Raw genomic sequence first — 15488 nt, 5'->3', positions numbered from 1 at the left:
CCGATCAGAACGGAACGATGCGCCGCTTTTCGGTGAACTTCATATAGCCGGCGTTGATGCCGACGCGCCAGCCGACACCCAGGCGGACCGGGATGAGCACGACATCCCCCCGCCGCATATAGGCCGCCGAGAAGCCTCCGACGAAATAGGCCCGACCCTCACCGGCGGGGAAGCGCTTGTACAGGTCCTGGCTGTCGTAGAGATTATAGACGAGCACGAAGACCTTGCTCGCGTCGCCGCCGAGATCGAACCCGACCGATGGGCCGGTCCAGTAAACCTTCCGTTGCCCCTCGATCTTGTGGAACAGGTCCCCGCGGCCATAGCGCAGCCCGACGCCGACCGCCGCGCCGCCTTCACCACCGGCGATATAGGCATTGGGGCGGCCCTGATCCTTCAGAATATCCTCGATGATCCCGGCAAGGCCGGACGCGCCCTTCCCGAACACGCCTTCCGCCGCGACGATGAGCTCCTGCTGGTCGAAGGTGTCGGGTGATTTGACGCGCTCCTTGGCCAGCGCGCGGGCATCGCTCGCGGGCGGCTGCGCCGGCGGTTGCGCGGGCGGCGCAGCCGGATCGAGCGGGGGCTGGTTATAATCCTGGACCCGCGGCGAATCCGGCGCAGGCGGCGGGGGAGCCAGATCCGAATCGATCGCGGTGTTCGGATCGATCTTGGTCATTTCCTGGGCCGCGACAGGCGCCGCGCTCATGCCGAGCAGGGCGGCCATCGCCCACAGCATCCCAGTTCGCACGCGCATCTTCATTCCCCACCCAAAAATAATGCAGCGAACGCTATTCCCGTGCGCCTGACCCCGCAATGAACACACGACGACACGAGTCGATTTCGCGCCCGGGGGTTTCTATCGGTTGATAGCTGCGAAAGCCGCCGCTATAGGGCCGCCTTCTGGCCTTCTTCCGGAGACGTGGGTGAGTGGCTGAAACCAGCGGTTTGCTAAACCGCCGTAGGGGGATTACTCCTACCGAGGGTTCGAATCCCTCCGTCTCCGCCACTCCTGCAGAAAGCTGGATGCCGAAAGCCCAGTCCCTCCCAGTTCCGAAGAAAGCCCGGAAGCGGCCTCCGCGGCCGCGCTCCTTGCGGCTGCACGGCACGGTAGCGCGGGAACTGGGGATCCGGATCGTCTCGGGCGTGCTCACGCCGGGCGAGATACTGGAAGGCGAGATCGCGGCGAGCGAACAGTTCAAGGTTTCCCGCACCGCCTATCGCGAGGCGATCCGTATCCTGGCTGCCAAGGGGCTGGTGCATTCGCGGCCCAAGATCGGCACGCAGGTCTCTCCGCGTAGCGAATGGCATTTGCTCGATCCCGATGTGCTGGGCTGGATCTTCGTGGGCGAGCCCGATGAGGGGCTGATCGAGAGCCTGTTCGAACTGCGCCGGATCGTGGAGCCCGATGCGGCGCGGCTGGCGGCGATTCGCCGGAGCGAGGATCAACTGGCGCGGATGAAGGCCGGGCTGGACGGCGTGGCCAGGCATGGCTTCCATTCGGAAGAAGGGCGGCGCTGCGACCAGAGCTTCCATTCCGCCCTGCTCGAAGCGTCGGGCAACGATTTCATCGTATCGCTGACCAGCGGCGTTGCTGCGGCTATCGCGATCACCACGGCCTTCAAGCAGCATCGCCTGCCCGCGCCGCATGATGCGCTGCCCGTGCATCTGCGCGTGCTGGAGGCGATCGAGGCGCGCGATGCGCAGGGCGCGCATGACGCGATGGCGAAGCTGGTCGATCGCGGGCTGACCGACACGATGGAAGCGCGCGATCCCGCAGGCGGACGGAAGGGCCCCATCGCGGTCTGCTGTTGATCCCAGGCGGAACGATGCCTACATCGCTGGACTGATGTTACCGCTAACTTTAGCGAGTCCAGGAGAGATAGAATGGCGCTGACAGGGGAATTGTTCATTGCTTCCAGGCGCGTGAAGCGGGACGGCGCGGGTTTTCGCGCAGTGGCCGCGGCCACTGGCCAGGAGATCGAGCCCGCATTCAGCGTCGCGACCACCGATGACGTCGACACCGCCGTTGCTGCCGCCGAAGCGGCCTTTCCGGTCTATTCGCAACTGCCGCGCGAGAAGCGCGCCGAATTCCTCGAAGCGATCGCAGACGAGATCGATGCGCTGGGCGATACGCTGACCGAACGCGCGCATGCCGAAAGCGGCCTTCCCGCCGCGCGGCTGAATGGCGAGCGGGGCCGCACCTCGGGCCAGATGCGCCTCTTCGCGCGCGAGCTTCGGCTGGGCGAATATCTGCGCGCGCGAATCGATCATGCCATTCCCGATCGCGCGCCCGCGCCCAAGCCCGATCTGCGCCTGCGCATGGTGCCGCTCGGCCCCGTGACGGTATTCGGCGCCAGCAATTTCCCGCTCGCTTTCTCGGTGGGCGGCGGCGACACGGCTTCTGCGCTTGCCGCAGGCTGCCCCGTCGTCGTGAAGGGGCATTCGGCGCATCCGGGCACGGCCGAACTGGTGGCAGGCGCGATCACCCGCGCGGCGGCAAAGACCGGCATGCCAGAGGGCGTATTCTCGCTGATCAACGGCCCCGGAAACTCAGTGGGCGCGGCGCTCGTCACCGATCCGCGCATCAAGGCGGTGGGCTTCACCGGTTCGCGCGGCGGCGGCACCCAGCTGATGAAGTTGGCGGCCAATCGCCCCGTGCCGATCCCGGTCTATGCCGAGATGAGCAGCGTCAATCCGGTGTTCCTGCTTCCCGCCGCGCTCGAAGCGCGTGCGGAGGCTTTGGGCGCGGCGTTTGTCGCGAGCGTGACGATGGGCGCGGGGCAGTTCTGCACCAATCCCGGGCTGGTGCTGGCGATCGAGAGCCCTGCGCTCAGCCGCTTCGTGACGGCTGCCAGCGATGCGATGGCAGGTGCGCCGTCGCAGGTGATGCTTACCCCGGGCATCCAAAGGGCCTATGCCAGCGGCGTTGCGCGCTGGGCCTCCGCGCCCGCGCTCAGCCAGGTGGCGCAGGGCCAGGAAGCCACCGGACCGACCTGTGGGCAGGCCGCGCTCTTCACGATGAGCGGCAAGGACTTCATCGCCGATCCGAGCCATGCCGAGGAAGTGTTCGGTGCGGCTTCGCTGCTCGTGCGTTGTGCCGATCTCGACGAACTGCTGGCGGTGGTGGGCCTGCTCGAAGGCCAGCTTACCGCGACGTTGCATGTCGATGACGGTGATGTCGAACTGGCGAAGCGGCTGTTGCCGACGCTGGAGCGCCTGGCCGGGCGCATCCTCGCCAATGGCTGGCCGACGGGCGTCGAAGTGACCGACGCGCAGGTGCATGGCGGTCCCTATCCATCGACCTCGGATGGCCGCAGCACGTCTGTGGGTACGCTGGCGATCGACCGCTTCCTGCGCCCGGTGGCGTATCAGGACCTGCCCGCCGCGCTACTGCCGGCCGATCTGCAGGACGGCGATGCGGGCATCCCGCGCCGCGTCGACGGCAAGCCGACGCTGTAAGCGGCAATCCCTGTGAAGAGGATTGGGCCTTTCCTGGGATCAGCCGGGGAAGGCCTTTTCCATGGTGTCTGCGGTGCGAAACCGAAACGCCATGTCGTGGCGATAGGTCGCGCCCGGATCGAGCCGCGCAGAGGGGAAGCCGGGCTTGTTCGGCGCATCGGGGAAATTCTGCGGCTCAAGGCACAGGCCGCCGCGCGCTTGATAGACGGCACCCCCCGTGCCGGGCGCCCCGTCCGCAAGATGGTTGCCGGTGTAGAGCTGGACGCCCGGCGCGGTCGATAGCACATCGAGCACGCGCCCCGAGCCGGGATCGTACAAGGTCGCGACGCGCCGCTGCTTTCCGCCCGGCGTATCGAGCACGAAATTATGATCGTAGCCGCGCCCGATCTTCAGCTGCACGTCCTCCATCGCGATATCGCGCCCTACGGGCTTTGGCGTGCGGAAATCGAAGGGCGTGCCGGTCACGTCCAGAAACTGCCCGGTTGGGATCTGCCCGGCGTCGGATGGTGTTATCCGGCTCGCGGGGATCTGGAGCAGGTGATCGAGGATCGTGCCACGCCCCTCACCAGCCAGATTGAAATAAGCGTGTTGGGTTAGATTGACGACGGTGGGCGCATCGGTGGTGGCGGTGAAGGATAGGACGAGGCCATCTTCCTCCATCGTGTAGCGCGTCTCCACCTGCAGATTGCCGGGGAAGCCGTTGAACCCGGCGGGGCTGAGCAGGGTGAACACCGCCGAATGCGCGTCGTGATGGCTGAGCGTCCAGAATTGCTGATCGAAGCCCAATGGCCCCGAATGAAGGCTGTTCGGGCCGTTGTTTGCGGTCAGGCGGTACTCGCGGCCATCAAGGCTGAACGTCGCGCCGCCGATCCGGTTGGCGTAGCGCCCCGCGACTGCGCCGTAGAAGCGGGGATGGCCGCGATATTCCTCCAGATCCTGATAGCCGAGCGTGACATTGGCGATGCCGCCGTCGCGCCCTGGCACGTCGAGGCGGCGGAGCGATGCGCCGAGATTGAGCAGTTCGGCGCGAAACGCCCCGTGCGCGATCTCGACCGTCTCGATCCGGCCGCCTTCAACCAGCCAGTTCATTGTCCGCCGGGGCAGGTCGAATTGTTGGGATCCGAGATGATCCGGATATCCGCCACCGCGAAGCTCAGCGGACCGCTTGCCCGCACAGCGAACGGTGCGGTCACCTTGCTCAGGTCCACGCCGTTCTGGACATAGCATTTGAGCAGGATCTTGGCGGTCCGCCAGCTATCGGTCTGGCCGGTGAACAGGCTGGTCGCGTCGATCGCACCCTTGTTCGTGCCGCCCTCCATCAGCAGCTCGACCTTGCCGGTGGCGGAGGTGACGAGCTTGTAGCTGATCTGGATCGACAGGTCGGCATTCGCCTCGCGCGTCAGATCAAGCTCGCCGCCGCCGATACGCAGCGTGGCCGCACCGGCAGGCCAGGTCAGCAGTTGCGCGCCTTCCTGCGTGGCCGGTCCGTCGACCGCGCGGCGCGCGATCTTGCTGTCGGTCGCGAAGGAGAAGGGGGCGGGGGTCACGCCCTTGGTGAAATAGATGGTGGTGTTGGCGAGCGAGGCATCGACGCCCGCATCCTCGCTTAGCGCCGCGACGCTGGCCGGTTTGGCGTAGGTCAGGCCATAGCCGAACGCGAAGAGCGGATCGTAATTCGCATCGCCCTTGTTCAGCACGAACTGGCCCGCGGTCTTGGGCCAGCTGAACGAGAGCGTGCCGTGGAAATCGCGGCGAGGCTTGCCGGCCGCATCGCCGACCAGCACGTCGGCAACGCCCTGCCCTTCGCTCCCCGGCAGCCACGCCGCGACGAACGCGTCGGACTGGTTGAGCTCGGGATTGACCCAGAGCGGACGGCCCGAGAGGAACACCGACACCGTCGGCACGCCCGCAGCCTTCAATTTCCGGAGCAGCGCCAGCGCCTGCTTGTCGCCGGGCTGGAATTCCAGCGTGCGGGTGTCGCCGCGCATTTCGGCATAAGGCTGCTCGCCGAACACGACGATCGCGACATCGGGCTTCGCGGTGAAGCTGCCGTCTTCGGACAGGATCGCCTTGCCGCCGCCCGCTTCGATCGCCTGCTTGAGCCCGCCATAGATAGAGGTCGCGCCGGGAAACAGGCTGTTCGGATTGCCGTCGCCCTGCCAGCTCAGCGTCCAGCCGCCGGTCTGCATCTGGAGCGAATCCGCGCCCGGCCCGGCGACCAGCACATTGGCCGATGCCTTGAGCGGCAGCACGCCATTATTCTTGAGCAGCACCAGGCTCTTCGCCACCGCCTCGCGCGCCACCGCGCGATGCTCGGGCGAGCCCATCGCATCGGCCTTGTCCTCGATCGGGCGAGCGGGATCGAACAGGCCCAGCTTGACCTTGACGCGCAGGATGCGGCGCACCGCGTCATCCACGCGCGCCATCGGCAGCTTGCCCGATTTCACATCGCGCACGGTGGATTCGAACAGCCCCTTCCAGCTGTCCGGCGCCATCGCCATGTCGAGCCCGGCGTTGAACGTCGCGGCGCAATCGGTGGGGGTGCAGCCGGGGATCTGGCCATGGCCGTTCCAGTCGCCGACGATGAACCCGTCAAAGCCCATCCGCCCTTTCAGCACGCCGGTCAGCAGCGATTTGTTGCCGTGCATCTTCACGCCGTTCCAGCTGTTGTACGAAGCCATCGCGGTCATCGCGCCGGCGTTGATCGCGGGCGGATAGCCTGCGCCATGGACGCGGGCGAGCGTGGCTTCGTCCACTTGGGTATCGCCCTGGTCGATCCCGTCGGTGGTGCCGCCATCGCCCAGGAAATGCTTGATGCTCGCGGCGACATAGCCGCTCTGGATGCGGCGCTCGGTGCCGGGCGGCCCCTGCAACCCTTTCACCATCTCGCCCGAATAGCTGGCGATCAGCGCGCCATCCTCCGAATAGCCTTCATAGGTGCGGCCCCAGCGATCGTTCTGCGGCGCGGCCACGGTGGGCCCGAACGCCCAGTGGATGCCGCTCGCCGCCGTCTCGATCGCGGTGATCTCGCCGATCTTGCGGATCAGCGCCGGATCGCGCGCCGCGCCCAGGCCGATATTGTGCGGAAAGATGGTCGCGCCGATCACGTTCGCGTTGCCGTGCACCGAATCGATGCCGAAGATCAGCGGGATCTTCAGATTGCCCGCGCGCTCTTCCATCGCCACCTTTTCAAAGGCGCGCGAGGTGTCGATCCAGTCCTTGCGGGGCGAACGGTCATCGCCCGAAAGCGGCGGCGAATTGCCCCCCGCCAGGATCGATCCGAGCGGATATTTGCGCAGATCCTCGGGCTTCACGCTGCCGATGTCGCCCTGGATCATCTGGCCGACCTTCTGCTCCACGCTCATCTTCGCCATCAGCTCGCCGACGAACTTCTCGGTCGCCGGATCGATCAGGCCCTCGCTTTTCGCCACCGGCCAGTTTGCGGGATTGGCGACGGTCGGGCCGGCAGGCGCCTGCTGGGCCATGGCCGGTAGCGCTAACAGGCAGGACGTCGACAACAGCATGCTCAGGCTCAGGCGCATTTCACTCTCCCAATATCTTGCTTTCTGACAGCGTTATCAGAGGATCAGGGCGCGAGTCCACTTTCCAGCCAGCGCGCTGCCTGATCGGGGCTCTTTTTGTCGATATCGCGATCGACCCTATAATTGGCCTCGCGCATCCGCTCGACCGGAATCGCGCCAACAAGGCCGCTCAGCAGCCCCTTGAGCTTGGCATCATCGGCATGCGTCGGCGACAATAACAGTATGGCGTCATAGCCGGGGATCGCGCCGCGCGGGTCGCTCAGCACGGTAAGCTTGTCGGCCGCGATGCGCCCGTCCGAGCTATAGGCCGAGATCACGTCCGCCGCGCCGCTGGAGAGCGCGCGATACATGAAGGTCGGCTGATACGGCCGGGCAGACTTGAACCTGATGCCATAGGTGTCGCGCACCGCCGCCCATTCGGGGCGCTCCAGAAATTCGGGATCGGTTGCGAAGTTGAGCTGGCCTGCCTCGCGCGCAAGATCCTCCAGGCTGGTGATGCGGCGTTTCGCCGCGTCCTCCCCGCGCATCGCAAAGGCATAGGTGTTCTCGAATCCCAGCGAACCGAGCATCGTCACCCGGTGCTGGCGCTGCACCCATTCGCCCACGCCCGCCACGATCGCTTCGCGGCTCGGCACGTCGGTGCGCTTCATCTGGTTCGCCCAGACGGTGCCCGAATAATCGACCAGTATGTCGATATCGCCGCCCGCTAGCGCGCTGAACGCGACTGCGGAGCCCAGGCCCTCGCGGTAGCGCACGTCATATCCGGCCTCCTCCAGCCGGTGCCCGATCACGCGGATCAGGATATATTGCTCGGAAAAGCCCTTGGCGCCGATCGTGATCCTGCCCTTGGCGGAGGGCCAGGCCGGGGCGAGCGCCACGATCACGGCGAGCAATAGCGTGCCCAGGCTCGCCCAGACCAGAGCGCGCCTGCGCCTGGCAATGCCATATTCGGCGATCCCCAGCAGCGCATCGGCGGCCAGGGCCAGACCCGCCGCCGCCACGCAGCCGGCAAGCACCAGGGTCCAGTTCTGCGTCTGGAGCCCCGCGAAGATCAGGTCGCCCAGGCTGGGCTGGCCGACGGTGGTGGAGAGCGTCGCCGCCCCGATCGTCCACACCGCCGCCGTGCGCACCCCGGCCATCAGGACCGGCGCCACGAGCGGCGCTTCGACCAGCCAGAGCCGCTGGTTGCGCGTCATCCCCACGCCGTCCGCCGCCTCGATCACCGCCGGATCGAGATTGGCGAGCCCGGTGACGCCGTTCCGCAGGATCGGCAGCAATGCGTAAAGCGAGAGCGCGAGCAGCGAGGGCAGGAAGCCGAGTGCGGGAATGCCCCCGCCGACAAGGTTGGAGAGCCACAAAAGGATCGGATAGAAAAGCGCGAGCAAGGCCAGCGACGGGATCGTCTGGACCAGGCTGGCAAAGCCGAGCGCGACGCGCGCGACGATGCGGTTGCGGGAGGAAAGCACCACCAGCGGCAGGCTGACCGCAAGTCCCAGCAGCAGCGCTGCGAACGCCAGCAGCAGATGCTGGGCCAGCAGGTCCGGTACGCGGGCGAATGCGGCGCTCACCGCGGCATCAACAATTTTCGTACTTCCAGTTCCGGCGCTTGCCTTCGCGAATCCAGATTACCGCATCCGCGACGCGCTTCGTCCGGGTCTCGGGGCGCTTGGCATCGGCGATCCACTCGCAATATTCGCGGCGGGCACCGGGCGGGAAATCGGCGAAGTGGCTTGCTGCGGCATCATCGCGCGCAAGCGCCTCCGCCAGTTCCGGCGGCACCGGCAATTCGGGCTTCGGGGGCTTTGCCGCGCGTTTCGGGGCGGTCCCCGAATCGGTCAGCGCCATCGCCTCCCTGATCTGGCGTTCCAGCGCCGCGGCACCGGGCAGATCGTCTAGCGATTCGATCCGGCCATATTGCCCCATCGCGGAGCCTTCCTTGCCCGTCTTCAGCTCCTGCCGGTGCCAGAATCCGAACGTGGCATGCGCCTTGAACGCGGCCATGTTGGCCAGCGGCTTGCCCTTGTAGACGAAGGCGGGGACCGACCATTTGATCGTTTCCTCCACATCGGGGCATGCCGCATGAACGCGTTCGCGCAGCCAGGCCAGGATCGGCTGGGCAAAGGCCGCGCGGCCCGCAATATAATCGTCGATACGAATATCATGGGGCATGAAGCGATGCTGTCGCGCCATTCCCCGGGCGTCAAGGCTGCGGAATGTCAGGGTTGCAGCGAATCCCCATCCGCGTCGTCCAGGTCTCCATCGTCTTCCAGCTGGTCTTCGTCGAAATCCTCCTGGAGTTCGTCTTCCGACTGAGCCGTTAGGGTCTGCCCGGCATCGTCATCCTCTTCGCCGGCTTCGTCGTCGGCCATGCGAAGATCGTCTTCGTCAGCGTCGGCATCCTGGCCGAGATCGGGCAGCAGATCGGTCAGGATCGCGCCGTTGGACGGGCCGCCGCTGGTCGCTTCGAGTATCTCGGCGCGCTGGCTCTCGTCATAGCCCTCTTCATCGAAACCGTCGTCGCCGGAGCCCTGCGCCGGAACCTGAATGCCGCCCATTGCCTGTCCTCATCCTTGCGCACCCGGGAAAGGCCGGGCCTCACAAGCGCTAACCGCGGGCGGGCGGAGTCGTTCCCTCAGGCGGTTCTGAACATGCGGCCGCGCTCGGTGACGGCGATGACGATGAACGACAATATGCCCATGAGCAGGAAGCCCATATACAGGGGAACGGTGGTGCCATCAAAGGCCTGGCCGATCGCCGCGCCGATCACGGCACCGCCCAATGTGGTGACGAATCCCTGCAGGCTCGATGCCGTCCCCGCAATCTCGCCCATCCGCTCCATCGCCATCGCCGAGAAATTGGCATTGGCCAGGCCCATGCACCCCGTCATCAGCGACTGGAGGATCGTGAAGGTCCACAGCGTTTCATAGCCGGTCCAGCTGATCGCCAGGTGGATCGCGGTGAACAGGATCACCCCGCTGAGCGCGGTGTGGGAGATGCGCCGCATTCCGATCGTCATCACCAGCCGGGAGTTGAAGAACGAACCGACCGCCATCGCACCCGCGACGCAGGGGAAGATCACGGCAAGCAGATCGGCACGGTGGAACGTGTCAGCCATCACTTGCTGGATCGATCCGATAAAGCCGAACATGGCCCCCGAGATCAGGGTGATCGCGATCGTATAGCCCACGGCGCAGCGATCGCGCAGCATGAGCATAAGGTCGTTCGCCACGCGACGCGGCGTTAGCGACAGTCGCCCGTCCGGGGGCAGCGTCTCGGGCAGGCGCAGCCAGAACCACAGCAGCACCATCGCGCCCACGATCGCCACGGCCCAGAAGATCAGCCGCCAGCTGCCGATGAACATCACAAGCTGGCCCAGGCTGGGGGCGATGATCGGCGCGGCCATGAATACGATGAAGGCCAGGCTCATCACCCGGGCCATCGCGCGGCCGGCATAGCAATCGCGGACCATGGCGACCGAAACGACGCGCGCGCCTGCGGCCGCGGCGCCCATCAGCGCGCGGGAGATCAGGAGGATCGAAAAGCTGTCCGATATCGCCGCGAGCGCGCTGGTCAGCACATAGGAGGCCAGCGCCAGCGCCAGCACTGGCCGGCGGCCGAACCGGTCGGACAGCGGGCCATATGCTAGCTGCGCGAAGGCGAATCCCAGCAGGAACGCCGTGACCACATATTGGCGATGATTGGGTTCGGCTACGCCCAGCTCCTCGCCGATCACGGGCAAGGCGGGGAGCATCGAATCGATCCCGAGCGCGGTCAGCCCCATCATTGCGGCGACGAGCGCGACGAATTCGCGAAACCCCAGCGGTGCCTTGTTGGCGCTCGTTGCGCTGAGATGGGGCTCGCTGTCCATAGCGGCCCAATGGCCGATCAGCGCGGCGCCGTCACCCCCGGCTTGACCCAAAATGCGGCAAACAATACTGTGTTGCTCGAATGATACACATCTGGAGGGTGCCCATGATCCGCTTCGCCATGCTGCTCGCGCCGCTTGCTCTGGCCGCCTGTAACGGCGGCACGTCGATCTCGCTCACCGGCAACAGCGATAGCGGCGAAGGCAATGTATCGATCAAGACCGGGCCCGATGGCGGCGTCTCGATCGAAGCGCCGGGCGTGTCGATCAACACCAGGCTTCCCAAGATCAATCTCACGTCCGAGGATTTCGACGTGAACGGGTTGAAGCTCTACCCCAACTCATCGATCCGCGAGTTGAACGCGGTGGGCAATGACAAGATCGGCGAGAAGAAGAACAGCCATGTCACCGTCGCGTTCGATGCGCCCGCGCCGCTCGCCACGGTTCAGGCATGGTTCCGTGACAATCTCGCCAAGCAGGGCTTCAAGGTCGAGCCACAGGGCAATGGCTTTTCCGGCACGACCAAGGATGGAGATCCCTTCACTCTGGAGCTGACCGCCGATGGCGAGGACAAGGCCAAGGGCAAGATCCAGGTAAAGGGCTGAGGGCGGACAATTTGTCCATGTGCGCGGCGCTTGTCCGCGCATGGCTTGCGGGTCTATCCGGGTCTTAATCAGGAGACTCGCATGTCCACCAATATTCTCGAGCAGGTCCCGCTCGTCTCGATGGCCGAACAGGCCGATGATCCCGAAGGCTTCGCGCAGAAGCTCGGCGAATCCTTCCAGCGCTTCGGCTTCGCCATGGTCTCGGATCATGGTGTGCCGCAGGATATCGTCGATCGCGCCTGGGCGACGACCAAGGCGTTCTTCGCGCTGCCCGAGGACGAGAAGCGCAAATATTTCGTGCCCGGCCAGGGCGGTGCGCGCGGCCTGACGCCGTTCAAGACCGAGATCGCCAAGGGCGCGACCCATGTCGATTTGAAGGAATTCTGGCATGTCGGGCGCGAGCTGCCCAAGGGGCACCGCTTCGAGGAGTTCATGCCCGCCAATATCTGGCCCGATCGGCCGGAGGGTTTCAGGGAGACCTTCCTCGCCTTGTTCCAGGCATTGGACGATGCGGGCGACCGGCTGCTCTCGGCGATCGCGCGCTATCTGAAGCTGGCACCCGACTGGTTCGATCCTGCGGTGAAGGACGGCAATTCGGTGCTGCGCCTGCTTCACTATCCTCCGGTGCCCGCCGATGCCCCCGAAGTCCGCGCGGGTGCGCATGAGGATATCAACCTCATCACCCTGCTGCTCGGCGCCGAGGAAGCCGGGCTGGAGTTGCTCGACAAGGATGGCAGCTGGCTTGCGGTGAAACCGCCCGAAGGCGCGATGGTCGTGAACGTCGGCGACATGCTTCAGCGCCTCACCAACCACGTTCTCCCCTCAACCACCCACCGCGTTGTAAATCCCCCCCCCGAACGCCGCGCCCATCCGCGCTATTCGATGCCGTTCTTCCTGCATCCTGCGCCCGATTTCGTCATCGAGACGCTGCCCGGCTGCATGGAAGACCGGCCCAATCTCTATCCGGAGCCGATCAGCTCGCACGACTATCTCCAGCAGCGCCTGGTCGAGATCGGCCTGATCAAGAAATAGGCGGCGCGACAGAAATTCTACCGTCACCCTGAACTTGTTTCGGGGTCCAAGGTGCCGCTAGAGCCAGGGCTGCGCGCCTTGCGGCGCGTTGGATGCCGGAACGAGTCCGGCATGACGGAGAATTTGAAAGCATGACCCGACCGCTTCGTATCGCATTGGCCGGCCTTGGCACCGTTGGCGCGGGCGTGATCCGCCTGCTCGACACCAATGGCGACCTGATTGCGCGGCGCGCGGGGCGGGCTATCGAAGTGGTCGCCGTCTCTGCGCGCGACCGGACCAAGGATCGCGGCGTCGATATCGCGCGGTTCGAGTGGATCGACGATCCCGCCGAGCTGGCGCGGCATGCCAATGCCGATGTCGTTGTCGAGCTGATCGGCGGATCGGACGGCCCGGCGCTCGCGCTGGCGCGCGGCACGCTCGCAGCGGGCAAGAGCCTCGTCACCGCGAACAAGGCGATGATCGCGCATCACGGTCTGGAGCTCGCGCGCGCGGCCGAGGCCGCAAACCTGGCGCTCAAGTTCGAAGCGGCGGTCGCGGGCGGCGTTCCGGTGATCAAGGGGCTGCGCGAAGGCGCTGCGGCGAACGCGATCGGTCGCGTTTATGGCATCCTCAACGGCACCTGCAATTTCATCCTGTCGAAGATGGAGGCCGAGGGCCGCGACTTCGCTGATATCCTCTCCGAAGCGCAGCAGCTCGGCTATGCCGAGGCCGATCCGAGCTTCGACATCGATGGCGTCGACGCCGCGCACAAGCTTTCGATCCTCGCCAGCCTTGCCTTCGGCACCCGGCCGGCGTTCGACGATGTCGCGATCAACGGGGTGCGTCACGTCATCGCCGCCGACATCGCCGAGGCTGCGGCACTGGGTTACCGCGTCCGCTTGCTCGGTGTGGCGGACGCCGGGCCGCAGGGCCTGTTCCAGCGCGTCCACCCGCACCTCGTGCCGGTCAGCCATCCGCTGGCGCACGTCCTGGGCTCGACCAATGCGGTGGTCGCCGAGGGCAATTTCGTCGGGCGGCTGCTGTTCCAGGGCGCAGGCGCCGGTGACGGGCCGACCGCATCGGCGGTGGTCGCCGATCTCATCGATATCGCCCGCGGCGAATTCGGCCCGCCTTACGCCATGCCAGCCGATGCGCTGGCGGCGCAGGGTGCAGCGGACAGCGGCGAGCGGCGCGGTCGGGCCTATCTGCGCTTCACGGTCGCCGACAAGGTAGGCGTGCTCGCCGAGATCGCTGCGGCGATGCGCGACGCGGGCGTCTCGATCGAAAGCCTGATCCAGCGCGGCGCTAATCCCGACGGAAGCGTGCTCGTCGCGATCGTCACGCACGAAGCGCCGGAGCGCTCGATCGCCCATGCGCTCGAAAAGCTGCGCGGCAGCCAGGCGCTGGCCGGCGAGCCGATGTGGATGCACATCCTCGGCAATTAGGGCTGGAGCGGCGCCTTCACGACGGTCACGCCGTTGCTCGGACAGACCGGGGCGCCGGTCTGCCCGCACGGCATGCCCGTATCGCGCACCGCGAGCTCCTTGCCATCGGCCCGCTCCGAGCGGACATCGGTCAGGCGGTAGCGCTGATTGGGGTCCGCCGAGACCGCCACGATCGGGATTCGCGTAACGCCGGGCCGGGCGCGTTTCGCCACACGCACCACTTTCGCACGCCGGGCGGTGTGACGCACGCGCCGGGTCTGCTGCGCGCGTTGAAGATCGGGCGCGGGGCCGACAGTGGCGACGGAAAGGGCGAAAGCGAGAAGGAACATGGACGGCGACCTCAGGGCGGCGGATCCGCTCCCGCAATCAAACGTGCCGGGTGCGCGATGTTTCCATCCGTCCGGCGGGGCGGGGCTCCAAAAGATGTAGCCGAATCGCGCCCTGACAACGGTATCGGCATCGACATCGCGGCCCACCGCTCCTATCGCGTCGCCAAAGTTCTAGGGGAATCCACATCGCCATGCAGCATCCCGCCAGTCATAATCTGGATCGCGTCCTCGTCCTCGAAATGGTGCGCGTCACCGAAGCGGCAGCCATCGCCGCGTCCACGCTGATCGGCCGCGGCGACGAGAAGGCGGCGGACCATGAAGCGGTCGAGGCGATGCGCGACGCGCTCAACAAGCTGCCGCTCGACGGCACCGTGGTGATCGGCGAGGGCGAGCGCGACGAAGCGCCGATGCTCTATATCGGCGAAAAGGTCGGCGCGGCGCAGGGCAGCGGTCCCAAGATCGACATCGCGCTCGATCCGCTGGAAGGCACGACGATCTGCGCCAAGGCCGGCCCGAACGCGCTGGCGGTGCTCGCGGTCGCCGAAGAGGGCGGCCTGCTCAACGCGCCCGACGTCTATATGGACAAGATTGCGGTCGGCCCGGGCTATCCCCAGGGGGTGATCGATCTCGACAAGTCGGTGACCGAGAATATCCAAGCGATCGCCGCCGCCAAGGGTGTGAAGCCCAATGAGATCATCGCCTGCGTGCTCGATCGCCCGCGCCACGAAAAGCTGATCGCCGAGCTGCGCTCGCTGGGCTGCGGCGTGGTGCTGATCGGCGACGGCGACGTGGCGGGCGTGATCGCCACCACCAATCCCGACACGACGATCGACGTCTATATGGGCCAGGGCGGCGCGCCCGAGGGTGTGCTCGCCTGCGCGGCGCTGCGCTGCGTCGGCGGCCAGTTCAAGGGCCGGCTGGTGTTCCGCAACGAGGACGAGCGCGCCCGCGCCCGCAAATGGGGTATCGAGGATCTCGACAAGCAATATGACCTGACCGAGCTGGCCAAGGGCGACTGCATCTTCGCAGCGACCGGCGTGACCGACGGTTCGCTGCTCGAAGGCGTCAAGCGCCTCAAGGGCAAGATGACCACCGAAAGCGTGGTGATGCGCGCCAGCTCGGGCACGGTGCGCTGGGTCAAGGCGGAGCACCGCACGGCCTGAGCGGGCGCACTTCGCCTTCCCCTTATTCCCCTCCCTTCCAGGGAGGGGAGCTTCAGAGGGAGGGGAGCG

The 15488-nt window shown here is 66.3% G+C and carries 14 protein-coding genes and 1 tRNA gene; 7 read left to right on the top strand and 8 right to left on the bottom strand.

Features of this window, described 5'->3' with window-relative positions; translation table 11 throughout:
• Window positions 1–4: 4 nt before the first annotated feature.
• Window positions 5–754 carry a DUF1134 domain-containing protein gene (locus SSO01S_RS11230; protein ID WP_174520784.1) on the bottom strand — a complete coding sequence of 250 codons (750 nt, stop codon included), beginning with the start codon at window positions 752–754 and terminating at the stop codon, window positions 5–7.
• Window positions 755–913: 159 nt separating this feature from the next.
• On the opposite strand from SSO01S_RS11230, the gene SSO01S_RS11225 reads away from it, so the two are divergent.
• The 3 genes from SSO01S_RS11225 to SSO01S_RS11215 all read left to right on the top strand — a co-directional run bounded on the left by SSO01S_RS11225 (window position 914) and on the right by SSO01S_RS11215 (window position 3459).
• Window positions 914–1006, top strand: a tRNA-Ser gene (locus tag SSO01S_RS11225).
• Between the two features lie 83 nt (window positions 1007–1089).
• Entirely contained in the window at window positions 1090–1812 is a 723-nt protein-coding gene (locus SSO01S_RS11220; RefSeq protein ID WP_066798779.1) for a FadR/GntR family transcriptional regulator, read from the top strand.
• A gap of 72 nt (window positions 1813–1884) precedes the next feature.
• Window positions 1885–3459 (top strand): aldehyde dehydrogenase (NADP(+)), encoded by a 1575-nt coding sequence (locus SSO01S_RS11215; RefSeq protein ID WP_066798778.1) that lies wholly within the window; start codon window positions 1885–1887, stop codon window positions 3457–3459.
• A 39-nt stretch (window positions 3460–3498) separates the two neighbouring features.
• Here the strand turns inward: SSO01S_RS11215 and SSO01S_RS11210 are convergent, their stop codons facing one another.
• The 6 genes from SSO01S_RS11210 to SSO01S_RS11185 all read right to left on the bottom strand — a co-directional run bounded on the left by SSO01S_RS11210 (window position 3499) and on the right by SSO01S_RS11185 (window position 10869).
• Window positions 3499–4548, bottom strand: coding sequence for an aldose epimerase family protein (locus tag SSO01S_RS11210; protein WP_066798777.1), 1050 nt, complete (start codon window positions 4546–4548; stop codon window positions 3499–3501).
• A complete protein-coding gene (locus tag SSO01S_RS11205; RefSeq protein ID WP_066798776.1) occupies window positions 4545–7001 on the bottom strand; it encodes a glycoside hydrolase family 3 protein in 2457 nt (818 codons plus the stop codon). The genes SSO01S_RS11210 and SSO01S_RS11205 overlap by 4 nt, the downstream gene beginning before the upstream one ends.
• Before the next feature lie 44 nt (window positions 7002–7045).
• Window positions 7046–8569: an ABC transporter permease/substrate-binding protein gene (locus tag SSO01S_RS11200; protein WP_066798775.1), complete on the bottom strand. Its 1524-nt coding sequence runs from the start codon at window positions 8567–8569 to the stop codon at window positions 7046–7048.
• A gap of 7 nt (window positions 8570–8576) precedes the next feature.
• Window positions 8577–9170 carry a YdeI/OmpD-associated family protein gene (locus SSO01S_RS11195; protein WP_066798855.1) on the bottom strand — a complete coding sequence of 198 codons (594 nt, stop codon included), beginning with the start codon at window positions 9168–9170 and terminating at the stop codon, window positions 8577–8579.
• 47 nt (window positions 9171–9217) lie between these two features.
• Complete coding sequence (locus SSO01S_RS11190; protein WP_066798774.1) at window positions 9218–9556, bottom strand: DNA primase; 339 nt, start codon at window positions 9554–9556, stop codon at window positions 9218–9220.
• A gap of 77 nt (window positions 9557–9633) precedes the next feature.
• Window positions 9634–10869, bottom strand: coding sequence for a multidrug effflux MFS transporter (locus tag SSO01S_RS11185; RefSeq protein ID WP_066798854.1), 1236 nt, complete (start codon window positions 10867–10869; stop codon window positions 9634–9636).
• Between the two features lie 104 nt (window positions 10870–10973).
• Here SSO01S_RS11185 and SSO01S_RS11180 point away from each other — a divergent pair, with 104 nt between their 5' ends.
• The 3 genes from SSO01S_RS11180 to SSO01S_RS11170 all read left to right on the top strand — a co-directional run bounded on the left by SSO01S_RS11180 (window position 10974) and on the right by SSO01S_RS11170 (window position 13927).
• A complete protein-coding gene (locus SSO01S_RS11180) occupies window positions 10974–11471 on the top strand; it encodes a hypothetical protein (protein WP_066798773.1) in 498 nt (165 codons plus the stop codon).
• Between the two features lie 81 nt (window positions 11472–11552).
• Complete coding sequence (locus SSO01S_RS11175) at window positions 11553–12503, top strand: isopenicillin N synthase family dioxygenase (RefSeq protein ID WP_066798772.1); 951 nt, start codon at window positions 11553–11555, stop codon at window positions 12501–12503.
• A 131-nt stretch (window positions 12504–12634) separates the two neighbouring features.
• Window positions 12635–13927, top strand: a complete 1293-nt coding sequence (locus tag SSO01S_RS11170) for a homoserine dehydrogenase (protein ID WP_066798771.1) — start codon at window positions 12635–12637, stop codon at window positions 13925–13927.
• Here SSO01S_RS11170 and SSO01S_RS11165 read toward each other — a convergent pair.
• Entirely contained in the window at window positions 13924–14256 is a 333-nt protein-coding gene (locus SSO01S_RS11165; RefSeq protein WP_066798770.1) for a hypothetical protein, read from the bottom strand. The genes SSO01S_RS11170 and SSO01S_RS11165 overlap by 4 nt on opposite strands.
• A 191-nt stretch (window positions 14257–14447) precedes the next feature.
• Between SSO01S_RS11165 and glpX the strand changes: the two genes are divergently transcribed.
• Window positions 14448–15419 carry a class II fructose-bisphosphatase gene (gene glpX, locus SSO01S_RS11160; protein ID WP_066798769.1) on the top strand — a complete coding sequence of 324 codons (972 nt, stop codon included), beginning with the start codon at window positions 14448–14450 and terminating at the stop codon, window positions 15417–15419.
• Window positions 15420–15488 lie beyond the last annotated feature (69 nt).

Source organism: Sphingomonas soli NBRC 100801 (assembly GCF_001591025.1).
In the GTDB taxonomy this organism is placed as follows: Bacteria; Pseudomonadota; Alphaproteobacteria; order Sphingomonadales; family Sphingomonadaceae; genus Sphingomonas; species Sphingomonas soli.
This window is presented reverse-complemented; position numbering and strand designations above follow the sequence as displayed.

What these genes read in the sequence shown, in the direction of transcription:
- SSO01S_RS11185 (WP_066798854.1), bottom strand. Translation starts at nt 10,869, where the DNA reads ATGGACAGCGAGCCCCATCTCAGCGCAACGAGCGCCAACAAGGCACCG.
- SSO01S_RS11210 (WP_066798777.1), bottom strand. Translation starts at nt 4,548, where the DNA reads ATGAACTGGCTGGTTGAAGGCGGCCGGATCGAGACGGTCGAGATCGCG.
- SSO01S_RS11170 (WP_066798771.1), top strand. Translation starts at nt 12,635, where the DNA reads ATGACCCGACCGCTTCGTATCGCATTGGCCGGCCTTGGCACCGTTGGC.
- SSO01S_RS11195 (WP_066798855.1), bottom strand. Translation starts at nt 9,170, where the DNA reads ATGCCCCATGATATTCGTATCGACGATTATATTGCGGGCCGCGCGGCC.
- SSO01S_RS11175 (WP_066798772.1), top strand. Translation starts at nt 11,553, where the DNA reads ATGTCCACCAATATTCTCGAGCAGGTCCCGCTCGTCTCGATGGCCGAA.
- SSO01S_RS11165 (WP_066798770.1), bottom strand. Translation starts at nt 14,256, where the DNA reads ATGTTCCTTCTCGCTTTCGCCCTTTCCGTCGCCACTGTCGGCCCCGCG.
- SSO01S_RS11180 (WP_066798773.1), top strand. Translation starts at nt 10,974, where the DNA reads ATGATCCGCTTCGCCATGCTGCTCGCGCCGCTTGCTCTGGCCGCCTGT.
- SSO01S_RS11215 (WP_066798778.1), top strand. Translation starts at nt 1,885, where the DNA reads ATGGCGCTGACAGGGGAATTGTTCATTGCTTCCAGGCGCGTGAAGCGG.
- glpX (WP_066798769.1), top strand. Translation starts at nt 14,448, where the DNA reads ATGCAGCATCCCGCCAGTCATAATCTGGATCGCGTCCTCGTCCTCGAA.
- SSO01S_RS11205 (WP_066798776.1), bottom strand. Translation starts at nt 7,001, where the DNA reads ATGCGCCTGAGCCTGAGCATGCTGTTGTCGACGTCCTGCCTGTTAGCG.
- SSO01S_RS11190 (WP_066798774.1), bottom strand. Translation starts at nt 9,556, where the DNA reads ATGGGCGGCATTCAGGTTCCGGCGCAGGGCTCCGGCGACGACGGTTTC.
- SSO01S_RS11230 (WP_174520784.1), bottom strand. Translation starts at nt 754, where the DNA reads ATGCGCGTGCGAACTGGGATGCTGTGGGCGATGGCCGCCCTGCTCGGC.